The 20829-nt window shown below is 53.6% G+C and carries 20 protein-coding genes, 1 other RNA gene and 1 other annotated feature; of the genes, 5 read left to right on the top strand and 16 right to left on the bottom strand.

The annotated features are described in order from the left end of the window. Positions 1-45: 45 nt before the first annotated feature. The gene (gene ydiK, locus QLG08_RS21625) at positions 46-1146 is read left to right on the top strand and encodes an AI-2E family transporter YdiK (protein ID WP_014605961.1); all 1101 of its coding nucleotides are present in this window, start codon (positions 46-48) and stop codon (positions 1144-1146) included. Positions 1147-1400: 254 nt separating this feature from the next. Continuing rightward, positions 1401-1509: antisense sRNA RprA (gene rprA / locus QLG08_RS21620), an RNA gene on the top strand. Between the two features lie 65 nt (positions 1510-1574). Here rprA and ppsA read toward each other — a convergent pair. Continuing rightward, on the bottom strand, positions 1575-3959 hold the full coding sequence (gene ppsA, locus QLG08_RS21615) for a phosphoenolpyruvate synthase (RefSeq protein WP_013025589.1): 2385 nt from the start codon (positions 3957-3959) through the stop codon (positions 1575-1577). Between the two features lie 419 nt (positions 3960-4378). Between ppsA and QLG08_RS21610 the strand changes: the two genes are divergently transcribed. Both QLG08_RS21610 and QLG08_RS21605 read left to right on the top strand, forming a co-directional pair. Continuing rightward, on the top strand, positions 4379-5206 hold the full coding sequence (locus QLG08_RS21610) for a pyruvate, water dikinase regulatory protein (protein WP_013025588.1): 828 nt from the start codon (positions 4379-4381) through the stop codon (positions 5204-5206). Positions 5207-5358: 152 nt separating this feature from the next. Continuing rightward, the gene (locus QLG08_RS21605) at positions 5359-6405 is read left to right on the top strand and encodes a 3-deoxy-7-phosphoheptulonate synthase (RefSeq protein WP_013025587.1); all 1047 of its coding nucleotides are present in this window, start codon (positions 5359-5361) and stop codon (positions 6403-6405) included. 1 nt (position 6406) lies between these two features. Here QLG08_RS21605 and QLG08_RS21600 read toward each other — a convergent pair whose 3' ends face one another. The 15 genes from QLG08_RS21600 to QLG08_RS21530 all read right to left on the bottom strand — a co-directional run bounded on the left by QLG08_RS21600 (position 6407) and on the right by QLG08_RS21530 (position 20101). Further along, the gene (locus QLG08_RS21600; protein ID WP_022622477.1) at positions 6407-7843 is read right to left on the bottom strand and encodes a protein adenylyltransferase SelO; all 1437 of its coding nucleotides are present in this window, start codon (positions 7841-7843) and stop codon (positions 6407-6409) included. A 90-nt stretch (positions 7844-7933) separates the two neighbouring features. Further along, the gene (locus QLG08_RS21595) at positions 7934-8668 is read right to left on the bottom strand and encodes an EAL domain-containing protein (RefSeq protein ID WP_105091431.1); all 735 of its coding nucleotides are present in this window, start codon (positions 8666-8668) and stop codon (positions 7934-7936) included. Between the two features lie 292 nt (positions 8669-8960). Beyond that, on the bottom strand, positions 8961-9419 hold the full coding sequence (locus QLG08_RS21590) for an NlpC/P60 family protein (protein WP_013025584.1): 459 nt from the start codon (positions 9417-9419) through the stop codon (positions 8961-8963). A 66-nt stretch (positions 9420-9485) separates the two neighbouring features. Further along, the gene (gene btuD / locus QLG08_RS21585) at positions 9486-10235 is read right to left on the bottom strand and encodes a vitamin B12 ABC transporter ATP-binding protein BtuD (protein WP_019105319.1); all 750 of its coding nucleotides are present in this window, start codon (positions 10233-10235) and stop codon (positions 9486-9488) included. After that, positions 10236-10781, bottom strand: coding sequence for a glutathione peroxidase (locus QLG08_RS21580; RefSeq protein ID WP_013025582.1), 546 nt, complete (start codon positions 10779-10781; stop codon positions 10236-10238). It lies immediately after the preceding gene. A 33-nt stretch (positions 10782-10814) separates the two neighbouring features. Then, complete coding sequence (gene btuC / locus QLG08_RS21575; RefSeq protein WP_013025581.1) at positions 10815-11804, bottom strand: vitamin B12 ABC transporter permease BtuC; 990 nt, start codon at positions 11802-11804, stop codon at positions 10815-10817. A 99-nt stretch (positions 11805-11903) separates the two neighbouring features. Further along, positions 11904-12206, bottom strand: coding sequence for an integration host factor subunit alpha (ihfA, locus tag QLG08_RS21570; RefSeq protein WP_006118960.1), 303 nt, complete (start codon positions 12204-12206; stop codon positions 11904-11906). Between the two features lie 4 nt (positions 12207-12210). Then, complete coding sequence (pheT, locus tag QLG08_RS21565) at positions 12211-14598, bottom strand: phenylalanine--tRNA ligase subunit beta (RefSeq protein WP_014593594.1); 2388 nt, start codon at positions 14596-14598, stop codon at positions 12211-12213. A 14-nt stretch (positions 14599-14612) separates the two neighbouring features. Next, entirely contained in the window at positions 14613-15596 is a 984-nt protein-coding gene (pheS, locus tag QLG08_RS21560) for a phenylalanine--tRNA ligase subunit alpha (protein WP_013025578.1), read from the bottom strand. A 72-nt stretch (positions 15597-15668) separates the two neighbouring features. Further along, positions 15669-15794, bottom strand: a sequence feature (Phe leader region). Further along, positions 15745-15789 carry a pheST operon leader peptide PheM gene (gene pheM, locus QLG08_RS21555; protein WP_106120997.1) on the bottom strand — a complete coding sequence of 15 codons (45 nt, stop codon included), beginning with the start codon at positions 15787-15789 and terminating at the stop codon, positions 15745-15747. Its footprint overlaps the feature before it by 45 nt. A 116-nt stretch (positions 15795-15910) precedes the next feature. Next, entirely contained in the window at positions 15911-16267 is a 357-nt protein-coding gene (rplT, locus tag QLG08_RS21550) for a 50S ribosomal protein L20 (protein WP_006118956.1), read from the bottom strand. A 44-nt stretch (positions 16268-16311) separates the two neighbouring features. Next, on the bottom strand, positions 16312-16509 hold the full coding sequence (gene rpmI, locus QLG08_RS21545; protein ID WP_004157374.1) for a 50S ribosomal protein L35: 198 nt from the start codon (positions 16507-16509) through the stop codon (positions 16312-16314). 100 nt (positions 16510-16609) lie between these two features. After that, complete coding sequence (gene infC / locus QLG08_RS21540) at positions 16610-17161, bottom strand: translation initiation factor IF-3 (protein ID WP_026020952.1); 552 nt, start codon at positions 17159-17161, stop codon at positions 16610-16612. Positions 17162-17164: 3 nt separating this feature from the next. Further along, entirely contained in the window at positions 17165-19093 is a 1929-nt protein-coding gene (thrS, locus tag QLG08_RS21535) for a threonine--tRNA ligase (RefSeq protein ID WP_014593593.1), read from the bottom strand. Positions 19094-19339: 246 nt separating this feature from the next. Further along, a complete protein-coding gene (locus QLG08_RS21530; RefSeq protein ID WP_014605966.1) occupies positions 19340-20101 on the bottom strand; it encodes a DUF481 domain-containing protein in 762 nt (253 codons plus the stop codon). A gap of 351 nt (positions 20102-20452) precedes the next feature. Here QLG08_RS21530 and ghoS point away from each other — a divergent pair, with 351 nt between their 5' ends. Next, a complete protein-coding gene (ghoS, locus tag QLG08_RS21525; RefSeq protein ID WP_028715073.1) occupies positions 20453-20755 on the top strand; it encodes a type V toxin-antitoxin system endoribonuclease antitoxin GhoS in 303 nt (100 codons plus the stop codon). The last annotated feature ends 74 nt before the right edge of the window (positions 20756-20829 follow it).

Here is a 20829-nt window from a genome sequence, read left to right as displayed (position 1 = left end):
GCGTCATCCCCTGAGTTGACGAATTCCAATGAGGTAACGCACAAGATGAAAAGCCTGGAACGGCAGATTGATCTTCCCCAGATGTTATTTACCCTGATTTTTATTTTACTCCTGATCGCCGCGTGCTTGTGGGTTGTCCAGCCATTCATATTGGGCTTCGCCTGGGCAAGCATGGTGGTTATTGCCACCTGGCCCCTGATGCTGAAGATACAGCGCCTGCTGTGGGGGCGGCGTTCGCTGGCGGTCATTGTGATGACTATCCTGCTGCTCCTGCTGTTTATCATCCCGGTTGCCCTGCTGGTTAACAGCCTGATAGATAACAGCGCACCGGTCATCGCCTGGGCGACTCAGGGACATATGTTACCCACTCTGAGCTGGCTCAACGATATTCCCATGGTGGGTGAGAAACTGTATGCCAGTTACCAGAAACTGGTGGCGGGCGGCGGCGCAGCGATCATGGCGAAGTTACAACCTTATGTTGGCCGTACCACCGGTTTTTTTGTGGCGCAGGCCGGGCACTTTGGCCGTTTTATGATTCACCTGGCCGTGATGCTGTTGTTCAGCGTCCTTCTCTACTGGCGCGGTGAGCAGGCGGCACAGGGCATCCGGCATTTTGCCTGGCGCATGGCTGGCCGACGCGGTGATGCTGCCGTATTGCTGGCCGGACAGGCAGTACGCGCGGTGGCGCTGGGCGTTGTCGTCACTGCGTTGGTGCAGGGCGTACTGGGCGGTATCGGGTTAGCCGTTTCCGGTATCCCCTACGCCACCTTGCTGACCGTGTTGATGATCCTCTGCTGCCTGGTGCAGATCGGCCCGCTGCTGGTGCTGGTGCCCGCGATTGTTTATCTCTACTGGAGTGGAGACACCACCTGGGGCACGGTACTGCTGATCTGGAGCTGTGTGGTGGGCACGCTGGACAATATTTTGCGGCCGGTGCTGATTCGTATGGGCGCCGATCTGCCGCTGATTCTGATTCTGTCCGGCGTTATCGGGGGATTAATCGCGTTTGGTATGATCGGCCTGTTTATCGGGCCGGTTGTGCTGGCTGTCTCTTACCGACTGGTCTCTGTCTGGATGCATGAAGTGCCTGCGCCGCAGGCCGATCCGCTAAGCGTGGTAAGTGAATCACCGGAGCAAAAGCCCTGATCCCTCCTTTTATATGATTAGTACTCGTTAAGTGGGCTGGCTGATTAAGATATCGCCAGCCTTTTTTTCATTAGCGTACTTTAAGATAAAACGCATGTTTTACGCCTTTAGCCCCTCTCCCGCCTTAAAATGATTACTTTCTAAACATAATAACGGTCCGAAACGCTCTCCCTAGCCGTCAAAATATTATTTCCTTTAAACTAATAAGAGGATTCTTAAAGACGCCAGCGAGCCGTGTGAATACCATGTTTCCTATGTTGGAAATCAAGTTACTGATTTCTAAACGCCCTAATTTCCCCTGAGTAGCGTAAAGAATTGCTGTGTGTAGTCTTTGCCCATCCCCTGTGATGGGCTTTTTTTTGCCTGTCAAAAAGCAAAAAAAAAGCCAGCTTGCGCTGGCCTTCTGGCATCGGAGGTTATCCATCACCTCAGGCGGGTTTGTTTAGCGCCGCCAGGCTTAACCAGGTTTCCACCACGGTGTCCGGATTCAGAGACAGACTGTCGATGCCCTGCTCCATCAACCAGGCCGCGAAATCCTGATGATCTGACGGCCCCTGACCGCATATTCCTACGTATTTGCCCTGTTTTTTCGCCGCCTGAATCGCCATGGACAGCAGCGCTTTGACCGCCTCATTACGCTCATCAAACAAGGCCGATACCACGCCGGAGTCGCGATCCAGCCCCAGCGCCAGCTGAGTCATATCATTAGAGCCGATGGAGAAACCGTCAAAGTGTTGTAAAAACTGCTCGGCCAGCAGGGCATTCGAGGGGATTTCACACATCATAATGACCTTGAGCCCGTTCTCGCCGCGCTTCAGTCCCTGGCGACCCAATTCCTCTACCACCGCCTGAGCCTGATCGACCGTACGCACAAAGGGCACCATGATTTCCACGTTGGTCAGCCCCATCTCGTTGCGTACGCGCTTCACCGCTTCGCACTCCAGCGCGAAACAGTCGCGGAAACTCTCGGAGACATAGCGGCCTGCGCCACGGAACCCCAGCATCGGGTTTTCCTCTTCGGGTTCGTAACGTTCTCCACCCACCAGATTGGCATATTCGTTCGTTTTAAAATCCGACAGGCGGACAATAACGCGCTTCGGCGCGAACGCCGCGCCCAGCGTCGCGATCCCTTCGGTCAGACGGGCGATGTAAAACTCAACCGGATCGTCAAAACCTTTCATCATCTGACGAATCTGCTTCTGCAGTTCAGGGGTTTGCTGATCGAACTCCAGCAACGCTTTTGGATGCACGCCGATCATGCGGTTGATAATAAATTCCAGCCGCGCCAGACCAACCCCTTCGTTTGGCAAACAGGCGAAATCGAACGCGCGATCCGGGTTGCCCACGTTCATCATGATTTTAAGCGGCAGGTCCGGCATGGTATCAACCTGCGAACTGGTGACGTCGAAGTCGAGCAGTTCATCGTAGACATAGCCGGTATCGCCCTCAGCACAGGATACGGTAACGGTATGTCCCTCTTTCAGCCGCTCGGTGGCATCGCCACAGCCAACCACCGCCGGGATGCCCAGCTCACGCGCGATAATCGCGGCATGGCAGGTACGGCCGCCGCGGTTCGTCACAATGGCGGAGGCTTTTTTCATGATCGGTTCCCAGTCGGGATCGGTCATATCGGTCACCAGCACGTCACCTTTTTCGATGCGGTTCATTTCGCTGATATCGTGAATGACCTTGACGGTACCGGCGCCGATGCGGTGACCAATCGCACGGCCTTCAATCACCACCTTGCCCTGTCCCTGCAGGCTGTAACGCTCCATGACCTGACCGTTGGAACGCACGGTTTCAGGGCGCGCCTGGACAATAAATAACTTCCCGGTGTGGCCGTCTTTGGCCCACTCAATATCCATCGGGCGCTTGTAGTGTTGCTCAATCAGTACCGCCTGATGGGCCAACGCCTCCACTTCGGCATCGCTCAGACAGAAACGATCGCGCTCGGCTTCCGCCACATCTTCGATGCGCACCTGCTCGCCATGTTCACGCGAGTCGGCGTAAACCATCCGCACCTTTTTCGAGCCCATGTTGCGGCGAACGATAGCAGGACGTTTCGCAGCCAGCGTCGGCTTGTGCACATAAAACTCGTCCGGGTTCACCGCGCCCTGTACCACCATTTCGCCCAGGCCCAACGCGGCGGTAATGAACACCACCTGATCAAAGCCCGATTCGGTATCAATGGTGAACATGACCCCTGAGGACGCCAGATCGGATCGCACCATGCGCTGAATCCCCGCCGACAGCGCCACGCCGCGATGGTCGTAACCCTGATGGACGCGATAGGAGATAGCGCGATCGTTAAACAGTGAGGCATAAACGTGTTTCACTGCCACCATGACTGACTCGATGCCCTGCACGTTCAGGAAAGTTTCCTGCTGGCCGGCAAAGGACGCGTCAGGCATATCTTCGGCGGTGGCGGATGAGCGCACGGCGAAGGATGCCTCAGCATCGTCGGCAGAGAGCTGCTCATAGGCCGAAAGAATCGCGGCTTCCAGTTCAGGCTGGAACGGGGTTTCGACTACCCACTGGCGTATCTGCTTACCCGCCTTCGCCAGTTGATCCACATCATCAATATTGGTGTCATCCAGCAAAGCATAAATACGCTGGTTCAGACCGCTCTGCTCAAGAAACTGATTAAAGGCCCAGGAGGTGGTCGCAAAACCGTTGGGAACGGACACGCCCAGAGATGACAAATTGGTAATCATCTCACCCAGAGAAGCATTTTTGCCTCCCACCCGATCAACATCATGCATGCCAAGCTGGTTGTACCAAAGTACTAACGGCTGTTCGCCTTTATTGGACATTGAACTGATCCTTTATTAATGAATGGGCACATGGAAAATCCTGCTATTAACAAATCCAGCCTGGCATAACGTCTGATTAAACACGATCTGTTGAATCGTTAAAGCAGATTCTCAGACACAGTTTCAGAATTGCGCCTGGTTTTTTTCAGCGTTGCGCAAGGCCCTTATTTTTTGCTAATACGCTGATAATTCGCTCATTATTTTTTTTACTGCCTGTTATGCGGCGTTTTTGTTGCGCAACAAACACAGGCGTTGTCTGTCACCTGAGGCGGTGTTAATGGCGCAAAAAAAAAGAGGGAACAGGTGACGTCATGATGCAAAAGCGAGAGGGAAACGATGCCCCAGACTACACTTGCCCCTGAAGGCATGCTTATATTATCTCACTTGTTTTTACGACTTCCCTGCCCGAGGCACGACTTATGACCACCGACAGAAGCGTTTTCTACATTTCCGACGGGACAGCAATTACAGCCGAAGTATTAGGCCATGCCGTGTTATCTCAGTTTCCGGTTAACACCACGAGCGTGACCCTGCCGTTTGTTGAAAACGTACAGCGTGCGCAGGCCGTTAAGGCGCAAATCAATGCGCTTTATCAGCAAAGCGGCGTGCGCCCACTGGTGTTTTTTTCCATCGTTACGCCTGAAGTCCGTGACATCATTGTGCAGAGCGAAGGCTTCTGCCAGGACATTGTGCAGGCACTGGTCGCGCCGCTTCAGCAGGAGTTGGGGTTGTCACCGGCACCGGTTGCGCACCGCACCCACGGGCTTGATGCCAGCAATCTCGGCAAATACGACGCCCGTATTGCGGCAATCGATTACACGCTGGCGCATGATGACGGCATCTCGTTGCGCGGCCTGGAGGATGCGCAGGTGATCCTGTTAGGCGTTTCGCGCTGCGGCAAAACACCCACCAGCCTGTATCTTGCCATGCAGTTCGGTATCCGTGCTGCTAACTATCCGTTTATCGCCGACGACATGGATAATCTGAAATTGCCTCCCGCCCTGCGTCAGCATCAGCACAAGCTGTTTGGCCTGACGATCGATCCGGAACGCCTGGCGGCCATTCGTCAGGAGCGCGCAGAAAATACCCGCTATGCCTCTATGCGCCAGTGTCGGCTGGAAGTGGGTGAAGTTGAAGCGCTGTTTCGCACTCACCAGATTCGCTACCTCAACAGTACCAACTACTCTGTGGAAGAGATTGCGACGAAAATCCTCGATATCATGGGCCTGACGCGCCGCATGTATTAGTCAATTGCCGACGGCGGCGCTGTAACGTCCCGCTGCCGTCATTTTGACTTTCATTATCATGTTGTCGCTTGAATTCGCAGGTTAATGGTTTATTGTGACCATCATCACTTCCCGGTATTTCACCGCTGCGAAGAAAAAGCTTAGAGAACACCATGAACAAAACTGATGAACTGCGCACCGCGCGCATTGGCAGCCTGATTTCCCCTGCCAGTCTGGCAGCTGAACACCCGCTTTCGACTACCATGGCCGATAACATCACCGCCGCACGCAAGCGCATTGCCCGCATTCTGACCGGAGAAGATCCCCGTCTGCTGGTGGTGATTGGCCCCTGTTCGCTGCATGACCCGGTCGCCGCGCTGGACTACGCTCAGCGTTTGGTCGCCCTGCGTGAGCGTTATCAGGATCGGCTGGAAATCGTGATGCGCACCTATTTCGAAAAACCACGCACGGTTGTGGGCTGGAAAGGCCTGATTTCCGATCCCGATCTGGACGGTAGCTTTGACGTTAATCGCGGCATCAGCATCGCCCGCAAGCTACTGATTGATATCAATGCGTTGGGTTTACCGACCGCCACCGAATTCCTGGATATGGTGATCGGCCAGTTTATTGCCGATCTGATTAGCTGGGGGGCAATTGGCGCCCGGACCACCGAAAGCCAGATCCATCGTGAAATGGCCTCGGCGCTCTCCTGCCCGGTCGGTTTTAAAAACGGAACAGATGGAAACGTCCGCATTGCCGTGGATGCCATTCGTGCATCCCGTGCCAGCCATATGTTTCTGTCGCCCGACAAACAAGGTCAGATGACGATTTACCAGACCAGCGGGAATCCGCACGGCCATGTGATTCTGCGTGGCGGCAAACAGCCTAATTATCATGCAGGCGACGTTGCCGAAGCCGCTGCCTGTTTAGCTGAGTTTGGTCTGCCGCAGCAGTTGGTGATTGATTTCAGCCACGGCAACTGCCTCAAGCAGCATCGCCGTCAGCGCGATGTTGCACTGGACGTCTCCGGGCAGATTAAAAGCGGCTCTCGCGCCGTTGCCGGGGTAATGATTGAAAGTTTTATTGAGGAAGGCAATCAAAAAGTGGTGAGCGGTGAACCCCTGACTTACGGTCAGTCGATCACCGATCCCTGCCTCAGCTGGCAGGACAGCGAAGAGGTCCTTGCGCTGTTAGCTGAGGCGGTTTCTCACCGTCTGTAAATCAGCTTGAGCAGCTGACCTCCAGTGTCTTGCCCCAGTCCGGTGGCCGTTGACGATATTCAGCGGCCGCCGCGTCACTAAAAGGCTGCTGAAGCGCCTGATGTAAACGCGCCAACGCGCCGCTCTCTCCCTTTTCCGCCTCGTCTATCACCTGTTGAGCAAGGTAGTTACGCAGCACCACGGCTGGATTGGCGGCTTTCATCACCTGCTGCCGTTCGGCATCGCCAACCTGCTCCTGCAGCAGGCGTTGACGGTAGCGCTGATACCAGCGATCAAAAGCAGAACGATCGATAAATTCATCCCGCAGTGGCGAACGGCTCTCCGCCTGCTGCGTATCACTTAACAGACGGAACGTGAGCGTATAGTCGCTGCGTTCCTGACTCATTAAGCTGAGTAATTCGGTAAGAATCTCATTATCCCCGGCATCGGCCGTCAGCAGGCCCAGCTTCGCCCGCATCCGCTCTCCCCAGACGCGCATCAGCGCATTCTCATAGCCGCTTAAGGCCTGTTTGAGCTGTTCGGTACTCATTAACCCCGATAACGCATGGGCCAGACGGTTGAGGTTCCATAAGCCAATCATGGGCTGATTCTCGAAGCTGTAGCGGCCCTGATAATCGCTGTGATTGCAGATATAATCCGGCTGATAGTCATCCAGAAAACCATAGGGACCGTAATCGAGGGTCAGGCCGAGGATCGACATGTTGTCGGTATTCATTACGCCATGAGCGAAGCCCACGCTTTGCCACTGGGCGATCAGTCGCGCAGTGCGCAGCACGATATCGGCAAACCACAACTGATAACGATCGGCCTCATCCACCAGCTGCGGCCAGTGGTGGCGAATGGCATAGTCTGCCAGCTGTTTGACCTGTTCCGGCTGTTGGCTGTAAAAAAAGTGTTCGAAATGCCCAAAGCGCAGGTGACTCGGTGCAATACGCATCAGCATCGCGCCACGTTCGGCGGTCTCGCGGTAAACGGGCTCGTCGCTAACGGCAAGGGTGAGTGCGCGCGTGGTGGGAATGCCTAAATGATGCAGCGCTTCAGAGGCGAGAAATTCACGCACCGTGGAGCGTACCACGGCACGACCGTCGCCCATGCGCGAATAAGGCGTTAGCCCGGCGCCTTTCAGGTGCCAGTCGAGCCTGCGACCGTCTTCCAGCCGCTGTTCGCCCAGCAGAATACCGCGGCCATCCCCCAACTGACCGGCCCAGACGCCAAACTGATGCCCACTGTAGACCTGGGCCAGCGGTGCCATGCCGGGTAATAACGCGGCACCATACCACACGCCATGGCCCTGCCCGGAAAACAATGCGCTGTCCAGTGCCATTGCCTTCGCCAGCGGCGCGTTGTGATACAGCAGTCGGCCGCCCGCAAGTGGCGTAGGGTTTAACGCGGTATAGCTGCCAGGAAGCTCACGAAACCAGCTGTTATCAAAGATCATCAATTCTCCCAACGACACCGGGTATCGTGTGATAAAACCCACAGTGTAGCGTTGATGACCAGGATTGGACAGGCGGCAGGCGTGCGAGTATCAGGGAGTGTGCAGGAATTGCTCAGAGTAGATTAACGTCTCAAAGGCGTCTGATTTAACCACTGGAAACAGCGCACCCTGGAGGTGGACGTTACTGAGCTGGCTAACTTTATCCAGTAAAATTTCATCATCCACACCACAAATAATCATCCGATCGCAATGGCTGCGGAAATTATCGATGATGCTTTGCATAAATGGTAAAAAAGAAGCACGTTTAGACAGTGAGTGAATAAAGTGTTTATCCAGTCTGATACAGCTAAACAGATTATCGTAAACGGCTGTCGTGGAGGATTTCCCTGCGCCAAAATGGGACAGAGACAATTTAAACTCACGATTTAACGCGGCGAGTAATGGGTTATTTTTTCCCAAATTCAGCGAGAGAAACGTTTCGCTGATATCCAGCATTATAAAAGGAAGCTGTTTTATTTTGCGCGTCAGAAACTCACTCTCGAGAATGGTGTTCGCCATGCCCTCATCGACGGGCATAAAAGCCAGCAGGTGATGGGTTTCAAAAAACGTCTGGTGTTTTTCCAGCAGCGAGATCTGGCGCTGCAGCAGGCGCAGGCGCTGTGTCTCATCAAGCTGAGGCAACAGAACATCCTGCGGCAACGTGATCGGCGCACTCTCGTGCACGAACTGCGTAGCCAGCTCAATGGCGGTTAAGTGCCCTTCCTGAGAACAGGCGGCATAAAACCAAATTTCCGACTGGTAGTCGGCAGACAGGTGAATTTTCATTTTACAGCCAGAATATGTGGCGATAGTGCATCGTATATGATTAAAAACATACTGGCAATAGTAGCAAAGGACTGATGAGATGGATATTTTTATCGCTTCATTACCGTTAGGCTAAAAAAATAAACTTTAAGCCAAATAATTCCAGGAACAATTCTGTTAACCGTGAAAAACATTCTTAGGTCCGGTGTTATAAATAAAACGAACCGGTTAAATCCGAATTAAGAATATTTTTCCAGGTCCGTTTTTTTTCTGATTTAATCCGCACAAACCCACTGGTTTTCCAGCGGAGAAATTAGATGCGGCGCGCCTGCCAAAAGACCTTCCGCCAGTAGACATTATCCAGCGAAGAGCGAATTACGCCCTGACTGGTGGACGCATGGATGAAAGCGTTATCCGTGTCATAAATGCCCACATGCAGGCCATTTTCACCACTCCCCGTTTTGAAGAACACCAGATCACCGGGCAAGAGATCGTCTTTGCTGATGCGGGTGCCAATATCGCTTTGTGCGGAAGTGGTGCGGGGAAGTTGCAGATCAAACCTGTCGCGAAACGTCAGGTAGACAAAGCCTGAACAGTCCACCCCGCCGCGGCTCATGCCACCATAACGGTAAGGCGTGCCCCGCCAGCTTCCCAGTTGATCTCTGAGTTGCGCTATCACGGTGATGGAGTCAGAGAGGCGACTGTTAATGGGCGGTGCATGATGGCTACAGCCCACCAGCAATAAAGCGAATAACAGCAACCCCATGCGCATAACAGCTCATCCTTAATAAAGAGTAACCAGATTAATGTAGCGGCAAAGCGCGCCAGGTGGCAAGTCTCAGGGCAAAACGGTCAGCAGAGGCCGTCCTTCTAAGATGAGCTGACGAAACGGAATGCCGTACAGGGGCGAAAGCTGTTCTGGCCGAAGGACATCCGCAGGCTCGCCCTGCAACACCACCTGGCCCTGATGTAACAGCCAGACCTGATTGGCATACCATAAGCTATGGTTAAGATCGTGACTGCTGGCGACAACGCAAACTCCTGCGGCACAGAGTTCACTAATCAGATCGTCCACCGCTTTTTGTTGAGCAACATCCAGCGCCGTCATAGGCTCATCCAGGATCAGTAATTGCCCTCTGGCGTTGATCTGCGGATCGATTTGCATCATTACCGCGCCAAGCCGCACCCGCTGCCACTCACCACCGGAGAGCTGGGTCAATGGCCAGGCTAATTTATCATCCAACTGCAACCGCGACAGTATCGTGGCGAGCCGGGCTTCATCTGGCGAGGTGGAAGACGAAAGATGCAGCCGCAGATAGTGGTAAACCGGCATCTGCCCCGGAGGAAGCTGTTGCTGAGGCAGCCAGCTGCGCACGCTGGCCAGCGCCGGGCCTGTCCAACTGGCGAGGGCGGTATTCAGTAGCGTGGCGCGGCCGGTAAAGGGTTCCAATCCCGCCAGGGCTGACAGCAGTGTGCTCTTCCCTGCGCCATTCGGCCCCACCAGATGCACCCGTTGCCCGGCCTGCATCGTGCCGCTCACCGGTTGCAGCCGTCCGGGGACGGCTGCATTTTCCAGGCTAAGCAACACTTACTTTGCCAGCGCCTGTTTGATCGTTTCCAGAATAATGGGATCTTCTGGCGACATGTCCGGTGAGAAACGCTGAATAACGCTGCCATCACGCCCTATCAGGAATTTTTCGAAGTTCCACAGAATATCGCCCGGCGCTTTGGGAGCCCGTCCTTTGCTGACCATGCGCTCATAAAAACCACTCTCTTCAGGACGCACGGCCTCGGGTTTCGCCGCGACCAGCTGTGCATAAAGCGGATGACGATGCTCACCATTGACCTCACACTTTTCGAACATCGGAAACGTCACACCGTAGGTCGTGCTGCAAAACGTTTTGATTTCTTCGCTACTGCCTGGCTCCTGCTCCAGAAACTGGTTGCAGGGGAAACCCAGCACGCTGAAGCCCTGCTCATGCCAGGCTTTATGAATATTTTCCAGCGCTTCATATTGTGGGGTTAAGCCGCATTTAGAGGCCACGTTGACCACCAGCAGCACCTGTCCCTGCCAGGAGGACAGCGCCGTTTTCTCACCATCCAGTGTAACCAGTTCAGTTTGATAAATGCTCATACGGAGTTCCTGTGGTTAATGCATGTATGTCAGCTAAAGCTGACGCGACGATTTGACTAACAAGATGATAAACAGCGGTGCGCCGAGCGTTGCCGTGACCACGCCGATGGGTAACTCAGCGGAGGCCAGCGCCAGGCGGGCAATAATATCCGCGCCAAGCAATACGCTGGCTCCCGCCAGCGCCGAAGCCGGCAGCAGCGCACGGTGGTCATTCAGACCCACCAGCCGCAGCAGGTGCGGAATCACCAGGCCCACAAAGCCAATTGCGCCGGCAAGCGCCACGCTGACGCCAACCAGCCATCCCGTGGCCAACACCAGCAGATTACGCCAGTAAAACAGTGACAACCCAAGCTGGCGGGCTGACGTTTCCCCCAGCGCCAGTAAGTTAAGCACCCTGCTCGCTGTGGTGAGCGCCAGGATAACCGGCAGCAGCGCCAGCATCATCCAGCCATAGCGCCAGTCGATACCGCTGAAGCCGCCCATCATCCAGTACATGAGTTGGCGCAGATCGAGGCTGCTGCTGAAATAGACGGCCCACGTCATGATCGCGCTGCAAATAATCCCCAGCGCAACGCCAGTGAGCAGCAAACGCGTGACGGATAAATGACGCCGGGCAAAATGCAACAGAATCAGGGTAACGACCAGCGCACCGGCCATTGCCGAAAAGCTGAGGCTCCATAGCGAACCGCTGCTCAACAGAACGCCCGCGACCAGGCCAATGCCGGCCCCGTTGGAAACGCCAAGCAGCCCGGGTTCGGCCAGTGGGTTGGTAAACAACGCCTGCATGACAACGCCGCTCAGAGCCAGCGCGCTCCCCACCAGGATAACCGCAAGGCTGCGCGGCAGGCGAAGCTGGCCGACAAAAAGCCTGCCGCTGTCGCTGAACCATTGTGTGGGGCTTATCCAGCGCTCACCCGCGCACAGGCTGAGGATAAATAACACCAGAAGCAGGCTGCCGAGACCCAAAAGCCAGGCTTTACTGCGGCGATCGCTGTGCAGAGCAAGTTGTTCAAGCTGGGACATAAGCAGAATTAGCCAGAATGACAGAGGATTGATTGTAAAAGGATTGCGAAAAAAAGAAATGAAAAAGGCCGCTTGCGCGGCCTTTTTGAAACACTGGGATCAGTCACTGTCTTTTGGTGTGGCGTTTTCAACGCGACTTTTAAGCTTCTGCCCTGGACGGAAGGTCACTACGCGACGCGCAGTAATGGGAATATCTTCTCCCGTTTTTGGGTTTCTGCCCGGACGTTGGTTTTTGTCACGCAGGTCAAAATTACCAAACCCCGACAGTTTAACCTGTTCTCCATTTTCCAACGCGCGGCGAACCTCTTCGAAAAACAACTCCACCAACTCTTTTGCGTCACGTTTGCTCAGCCCGAGTTTCTCAAACAGGTATTCTGACATCTCAGCTTTTGTAAGCGCCATAGGTTCAATCCCTCAAGGTTGCCTGGAATCGCTCTTTTAATGCCGCAACGCATTTGGCAACCGTCGCGGCAATCTCCTCTTCTTCGAGTGTCCGGCTGGTATCCTGCAAAATCAGGCTGATTGCGAGGCTCTTATAGCCCTCGGAAACACCCTTACCTCGGTACACGTCAAACAAGTTTACGCCAACTACCTGATTTACGCCAACTTTCTTACACTCTGCGATGATATCTGCTGCCGGCACATTTTCGGCCACAACAACGGCGATATCACGGCGGTTTGCCGGGAAGCGTGAAACCTCTTGCGCATCAGGCAGGACGCGGTCTGCGACCTTATTCCAAAGCAGTTCAAAGACTAAGGTACGACCGTTGAGATCCAGCTTACGTTCAAGCTCGGGATGAACCACTCCGATAAATCCGATTCGTTCATCCTGTAAATAAATTGCCGCACTTTGTCCAGGATGGAGCGCTGGATTCGCCTCTGCACGAAAGCTAATCGCATTCAACTTGCCGGTTAAATCCAGCAATGACTCTAAATCACCTTTCAAATCATAGAAGTCAACGGTCTGACGCGCCAGATCCCAGTGTTCTTCATAGCGGTTGCCACTCAGCACGCCTGCCAGCATTAGATCCTGACGAATACCGAGATCCGCCTGAGTATCAGGAACAAATCGCAGACCGCTCTCAAACAGACGCACGCGGCTCTGCTGACGGTTCTGGTTATAGACCACCGCGCTGAGTAAGCCAGTCCACAGTGACAAACGCATGGTGGACATGTCGCTGGAGATCGGGCTGGGCAGCAGCAGCGCCTCTTCACCCGGATGCAGCAACTGCTGTACTTTCGGGTCCACGAAGCTGTAGGTGATGGCTTCCTGGTAGCCTTTATCCACTAACAGCATTTTTGCACGCTTCAGCGACAGGTTAGCTTCACGGTGCTTTGTCATGACCAGACCGGCCTGAACTGGCACATCCGGGATATTGTTGTAACCATAAATGCGGGCAATCTCTTCTACCAGATCCTCTTCGATAGCCATATCGAAGCGCCAGGCGGGGGCGACTGCCTGCCATTCCCCAGGGGTTACGCTGACCTGACAACCCAGGCGCGTCAGAATATCCGTGACCTGCTCATCGCTGACAACATGACCAATCAGCCGATCCAGCTTTTCACGACGCAGCGTGATCGTGGCCGGTTGCGGCAAGGCGTCCGCCGACGTCTGATCGATAACCGGGCCCGCTTCACCGCCGCAGATGCTCAGCAGCAGCTGAGTCGCGCGTTCCATCGCCTTGTGTTGCAGTGCAGAATCCACACCGCGCTCGTAGCGATGTGATGCATCGGTGTGCAAACCATGACGGCGTGCGCGGCCCGCAATCGCCAGCGGTTCGAACCAGGCACACTCCAGCAAAATATTTTGCGTTTCGCCGTTTACACCGGAATGTTCACCACCAAAAATGCCGCCCATCGCCAGGGCTTTCTGATGATCGGCAATCACCAGCGTATCGCTGCTGAGCTTCACCTCTGTGCCATCCAGTAGCGTGAGCGCCTCACCATCTTTCGCCATCCGCACGACGATACCGCCGTCAATGCGGTCCAGATCGAACGCGTGCATTGGCTGGCCCAGTTCGAGCAACACGTAGTTGGTGATATCAACGACCGGATCGATAGAGCGAATACCACAGCGACGCAGCTTCTCTTTCATCCACAGCGGCGTTGCTGCGCTGACGTTGATGCCTTTCACGACACGGCCCAGATAGCGTGGGCAGGCAGCGGTGGCTTCGACATTAATCGGTAACGTATCAGCAATCGTCGCCGCAACCGGCTCAATGACCGGCGCGTTAAGCGGCAGGCTGTTCAGCACCGCCACATCGCGGGCAATCCCGATAATGCCCAGGCAGTCTGCGCGGTTAGGCGTGACGCTGATTTCAATGGTGTTGTCGTCCAGCTGCAGGTAGTCACGGATATCCGTGCCAATCGGCGCATCGGCGGGCAGTTCGATAATGCCGCTGTGGTCGTCGGAAATCCCCAGCTCAGAGAACGAGCACAGCATGCCTTCGGACGGTTCGCCGCGCAGCTTAGCCGCTTTAATTTTAAAATCGCCCGGCAGCACGGCACCCACGGTGGCGACTGCGACTTTCAGGCCCTGACGGCAGTTTGGTGCGCCGCAGACGATGTCCAGCAGCCGATCGCCGCCGGTATTGATTTTGGTCACACGCAGTTTGTCGGCATTAGGGTGCTGACCGCATTCCACTACCTCACCGACCACGACGCCGTGAAACGCGCCCGCAACGGGCTCAACGCCGTCCACTTCCAGGCCGGCCATGGTGATTTGCTCAGATAAGGCCGCACTGTCAAGGGCTGGATTTACCCATTCGCGTAACCAGAGTTCACTGAATTTCATTGGATAACCTGCCCTTACTTAAATTGTTTGAGGAAACGTAAATCATTTTCGAAGAATGCGCGTAAATCGGTCACGCCGTAGCGCAGCATGGTCAGGCGCTCCATGCCCATGCCAAAGGCGAAGCCTGAATAGACTTCCGGATCGATACCGACATTGCGCAGAACATTGGGGTGCACCATGCCGCAGCCCAGCACTTCCAGCCACTTGCCGTTTTTACCCATTACATCCACTTCAGCGGACGGCTCGGTAAACGGGAAATAGGAAGGACGGAAGCGGATCTGCAAATCTTCCTCAAAGAAGTTGTTCAGGAAATCGTGCAGCGTGCCTTTCAGGTTGGTGAAGTTGATATTCTTATCAACGATCAGCCCTTCCATCTGGTGGAACATCGGCGTGTGCGTCTGATCGTAATCGTTACGGTACACGCGGCCCGGCGCAATAATGCGCAGAGGCGGCTGCTGGTTCTTCATGGTGCGAATTTGCACGCCTGAGGTTTGCGTACGCAGCAGGCGCGTGGCATCAAACCAGAAAGTATCATGATCGGCACGCGCCGGGTGATGGCCCGGAATATTGAGCGCATCGAAGTTATGATAATCGTCTTCAATTTCCGGACCGGTCACTACCGCAAAGCCCAGCTCGCCAAAGAACGTTTCAATACGATCGATGGTGCGGGTCACCGGATGCAGGCCGCCGTTTTCGATACGGCGTCCCGGCAGGGAAACGTCGATGGTTTCTGCCGCCAGACGGGCGTTAAGGACCGCAGACTCCATCTCCTCTTTACGCGCGTTCAGACGATCCGTTACCTGCTGTTTAGCCTCGTTAATCACCGCACCGGCCGCAGGACGCGCTTCCGCTGGCAATTCACGCAATGTGGTCATCTGTAATGTCAGATGCCCTTTCTTCCCCAGATATTCGACGCGCACCGCGTCAAGGGCGGCGATATCGGTCGCCCCGTCGATGGCCGCCGTGGCGTTCGCCACCAGTTCTGCTAGTTGGGACATGTTTTCCTCTTTTTCCAGTCAGGCTGGTTAGTACTTGTTGGGACCTGCCGGTCCAATATGCCAGCGCCAAAAACAAAAAAAGCCTCCACGTGGGAGGCTTTCAGCGCGATTTTTCGTTTCTTTTCTTATGCGCAAAAGCCCCTGATTGTCAGGCGCTAAAGTAAAAAAAGAAACGGAAAATAGCAGCATTCATGCTTGCGTTACCTTGTCATGATTTCCAACGGCACTATTGAAATGCGCATCGGCGAAAAAGTCAATCTTTTGCTCAGGTTACAGGTAATAAAAAAGGGAGCAAGCTCCCTTTTTCAACTGACTTACGCCAGCGCTGATTTCGCTTTTTCTACCAGTGCAGTGAATGCCACTTTGTCGAATACGGCGATGTCGGCCAGGATTTTACGGTCAATTTCAATGGCTGCTTTTTTCAGACCATTGATGAAACGGCTGTAAGACATACCGTTCTGACGCGCTGCTGCGTTGATACGCGCGATCCACAGCTGACGGAACTGACGCTTACGTTGACGACGGTCGCGGTAAGCATACTGACCAGCTTTGATAACAGCCTGGAAGGCAACGCGGTAAACACGTGAACGTGCACCGTAGTAACCTTTAGCTTGTTTTAAGATTTTTTTGTGACGTGCGCGAGCAACTACACCACGTTTTACACGAGCCATTTAGCTCTCCTGTTTAATATTCTGAATTAATTAAAAAAATTTACTTATGCGTACGGCAGGCAGGCAATAACCAGACCCAGATCGCCTTTAGACACCATGCCTTTCGGACGCAGGTGACGTTTACGCTTAGTAGATTTCTTAGTCAGAATATGACGCAGGTTTGCGTGTTTACGCTTGAAGCCGCCAGAAGCGGTCTTCTTGAAGCGCTTAGCCGCGCCACGTACAGTTTTAATCTTTGGCATTTTAAAAAATATCCACTTCGCATTGTTGATAACATGACCCAGACAGGCGAACAACAAACCGCACAACGCAAGCGCTGCGCGGTCATTGCTACTTGAATGCCTACTGTTTCTTCTTAGGAGCGAGCACCATGATCATCTGGCGGCCTTCGATCTTCGAAGGGAAGGATTCGACAATGGCCAAATCCAGATCTTCACACAGGTCTTTACGGACGCGGTTAAGCACTTCCATACCGATCTGCTGGTGCGCCATCTCACGACCGCGGAAACGCAGCGTGATTTTGGCTTTATCGCCTTCTTCCAGAAAGCGAATCAGGTTGCGTAGTTTGACCTGATAGTCGCCATCATCGGTTCCAGGACGGAATTTGATTTCCTTAACCTGAATAACTTTTTGTTTCTTCTTCTGTTCCTTAGAAGATTTACTTTTTTCATAGAGGAACTTGCCGTAGTCCATGATGCGGCAAACCGGCGGTTCGGCGTTCGGGCTGATTTCAACTAAATCTACACCCGCTTCCTCAGCTTTTTCCAGAGCTTCGCGTAGACTTACAATACCAAGTTGCTCGCCTTCAACGCCTGTTAAGCGCACTTCTGTTGCGCGAATTTCACTGTTGATGCGATTCGGACGCGTAGGTTGTACTCGTTTTCCGCCTTTAATACTTTATTCCTCCAATTGGTGAAGATTGCGGCTGCGAATCTCTTGCTGCAGCTTCTCAACAAACACATCGACGTCCATCGACCCAAGGTCTTTACCACGGCGGGTGCGAACGGCCACTTTGCCAGCTTCCACCTCTTTATCACCACAGACCAACATATAAGGGACGCGACGTAATGTGTGCTCGCGGATTTTAAAGCCTATCTTCTCGTTTCTCAAGTCCGCTTTCACACGAATGCCAGCATTCTGCAATTTACGTGTCAAAGTCTCAACATATTCTGCCTGACCGTCGGTAATATTCATTACCACAGCCTGCATCGGCGCCAGCCAGCTTGGGAAGAAACCGGCGAACTCCTCGGTCAAAATACCGATGAAGCGCTCCATCGAACCCAGAATCGCACGGTGAATCATTACCGGCGTCTGACGATCGTTGTTTTCACCCACGTAGGTGGCATCCAGACGCTTAGGCAGGGAAAAGTCTAGCTGAACCGTTCCACACTGCCAGGCGCGGTCAAGGCAATCGTATAGTGTAAATTCAATTTTAGGGCCGTAGAACGCGCCCTCACCCGGCTGGTACTCAAACTCAATGTTGTTTTCATTGAGCGCCGCAGCCAGATCTTCTTCTGCACGATCCCAGGTTTCGTCAGAACCAATACGCTTTTCAGGACGGGTGGACAGTTTCACCACAATCTTTTCAAAGCCAAAGGTGCTGTACATGTCATAAACCATGCGGATACAGCTGTTCACTTCGGTACGCAGCTGATCTTCCGTACAGAAAATATGCGCATCATCCTGGGTAAAGCCCCGCACACGCATCAGGCCATGCAAAGCACCTGAAGGTTCATTACGGTGGCAGCTACCGAACTCAGCCATACGCAGCGGCAAATCGCGATACGATTTCAGCCCCTGGTTAAAAATTTGGACGTGCCCTGGGCAGTTCATCGGTTTGATGCAGTACTCACGGTTCTCAGAAGAGGTCGTGAACATCGCATCCTTGTAGTTTTCCCAGTGGCCGGTCTTTTCCCACAGCACCCGATCCATCATGAACGGGCCTTTAACTTCCTGATACTGGTACTCTTTTAGCTTACTGCGGACGAACACTTCCAGCTCACGGAAAATTGTCCAGCCGTCATTATGCCAGAAAACCATGCCCGGCGCTTCTTCCTGCATATGATAGAGGTCGAGTTGCTTACCAATTTTACGGTGGTCGCGCTTCGCCGCCTCTTCCAGACGCTGTAAATAAGCCGCCAGCTGTTTCTTATCTGCCCATGCTGTACCGTAGATGCGCTGCAGCATTTTGTTGTCGCTGTCGCCGCGCCAGTATGCGCCGGAGATTTTCTGCAGTTTAAAATGGTGACAGAAACGCATGTTCGGTACGTGCGGACCGCGGCACATATCGACATATTCTTCATGATGATACAGCCCGGGGCGATCGTCATGACTGATGTTTTCATCCAGGATGGTGGTCTTGTAGACTTCACCTCGCGCCGCGAAGACATCGCGCGCTTCCTGCCAGCTGACTTTTTTCTTCACGACATCGTAGTTGGTCTCGGCCAACTGATGCATGCGTTTTTCCAGCAGCTCAATGTCTTCCTGGGTCAGGGTACGATCGATATCGACATCATAATAGAAGCCGTTGTCGATCACCGGACCGATCGCCATTTTGGTATCTGGCCACAGCTGCTTAATCGCATGGCCTAACAGATGCGCGCAGGAGTGGCGGATGATCTCCAGACCCGCTTCGTCTTTGGCAGTGATAATGGCAACAGACGCGTCGTCGGTGATGGGATCGACCGCATCAACCAGTTCACCGTTAACTCGTCCGGCGATGCAGGCTTTTGCCAGACCGGGACCAATATCAAGCGCGATATCCATGACGCTGACAGGGCGGTCGTATGAGCGCTGACTGCCATCAGGAAGCGTAATTACAGGCATAGAATGTCCTTAGTTGCAGTGGTAAGCCACACGAAAGCTTACATACAAAATTGAGTAGTGTTATTGACCTGGCGTTATGTCAGACCCACATTGTCGGAATGTCGCCAGGAGTGTAATGCGGGACGGATAATAGCAGTTTTCAGGCGCGAGCAAAACCCATGTATTTCTCGCTAAGCCTCAGAGAGATCAAAAAAAAGCGGCCAGGCACTGTGCCAGACCGCGCTTTTTCAGACATCCTGACGCCTGTTACATCGCGTAGGTCAGCATGACGGAAGTTCGGGTATCGGTACGGTCTGGTGCAGAAGCCGGTGGGTTGTTGTTCCAGGTCACGTTGTAGGCCAGCTTGAGGGCAAAGTGATCGTTAATAGCAACCTGTAAACCCGTTTCTGAGTTCACCGTGGTGTCTTCTCCCAGCGAGCTCAGCACGGAAACACCCTGAATGAACTTAGTGGTGTCGGTAAGTTGCCACTGATAGCTCACAGCGCCGTAAGCCAGTCCCTGCGTTTTATGATCGCCGTCGCGGTAATCGTCGTAACGCACACCCGGACCGAATTCAGCACGCAGTGAATGCACCGGGCCGTTCAGAATCTGGCGACCATAACCGGCGGTCAGCACATCACGAGAATCATAGCCGTTATAACGATCGCTCAACCAACTTGCCTGACCAAACAGGTAGTCGTAGGCGCTCATGTTGTAACGCGAACGGGCACCCAGGTTGTAGGTTTCCGAAGAACGCTCATCGTTGGCAGAGGTGTTTGCGGCGTTACCCCACAAGCTGTAGGCCATTGATTCTGTGTACCAGGTCATATTGGTTTGCGCGGTCAATGATGAACTGGTGGTGTTACCGGTTTGTGCCAGGTAACCCGCAGAAGCAGAACCTTCAAAAGGCTTTTTCGCCGTTGAAGGGTCATCCATTGCGGTAAAGACAGCATTATCGGCCAGCGCCTGGTGACAAAACGCTCCGGCAGAGAGCAAAAGAACAGCAGACAGCTTGTTAAAGGCTTTCATTAAATGTGATCCGTGCAGCAGTTTTAAAAACGAAGATTCTGAAGGGTTTCCCAATGCGATCAATGCAATTTACGGTAACTTTTGTAAAAAAACATGAATTCGCTCAGAACGGCATACTTTAGCGTAACGCCGCGTATTCACTAGGCGTTAACCTGATTTCGGCGCGCATTATAGAGCCATTTTTGGCAAATGGCATCTTTTCATTTACAAGATTTACACAGGATTTTGCCTGGAATATCAGCGAAATTTGCACACAGATTGATCTGATTTTACGCCTCATCTCCTTCATTATTCGCCTGTTTTTTCACCCTGTACTACGCTGTGTATTATTTGAGCATACCGAGGTGCAGAATGAGCAACGGGGATTTACACCGCTATGTCGTCACGTTTCATTACCGGGAAACCGGTCTCAGTGACGTGCTGACGTTAACCGGAGCGATGACCTCCGGCGGCTTTTCTACCACGCTGATGGATGACAAGGGAAACCCGCATGAGCTTGGCACCAACAGTTTCGGCATTGTGACTACGCTTACGCAGGAGGATTTGAAACAGCAGGTCATTGCCGCGGGCGAAAGCGCGCTGGGACAAACGCCCGACGTGACGCTCACCACGCTTGACGATTTTCTGCGCGACGCAGCACGTTCAACAGAGTAGTCTGTGCGCAGGCGCAGACTTTGCGCAGTGCTAACGCGTTACAATCGAATTCAGGCAGCGAATAAAGAGGATAA

This window comes from Pantoea sp. V106_11 (assembly GCF_029967885.1).
Classification (GTDB): domain Bacteria; phylum Pseudomonadota; class Gammaproteobacteria; order Enterobacterales; family Enterobacteriaceae; genus Pantoea; species Pantoea ananatis.
The sequence above is the reverse complement of the archived record's forward strand: the minus strand, read 5'-3'. Positions and strand labels throughout refer to the sequence as shown.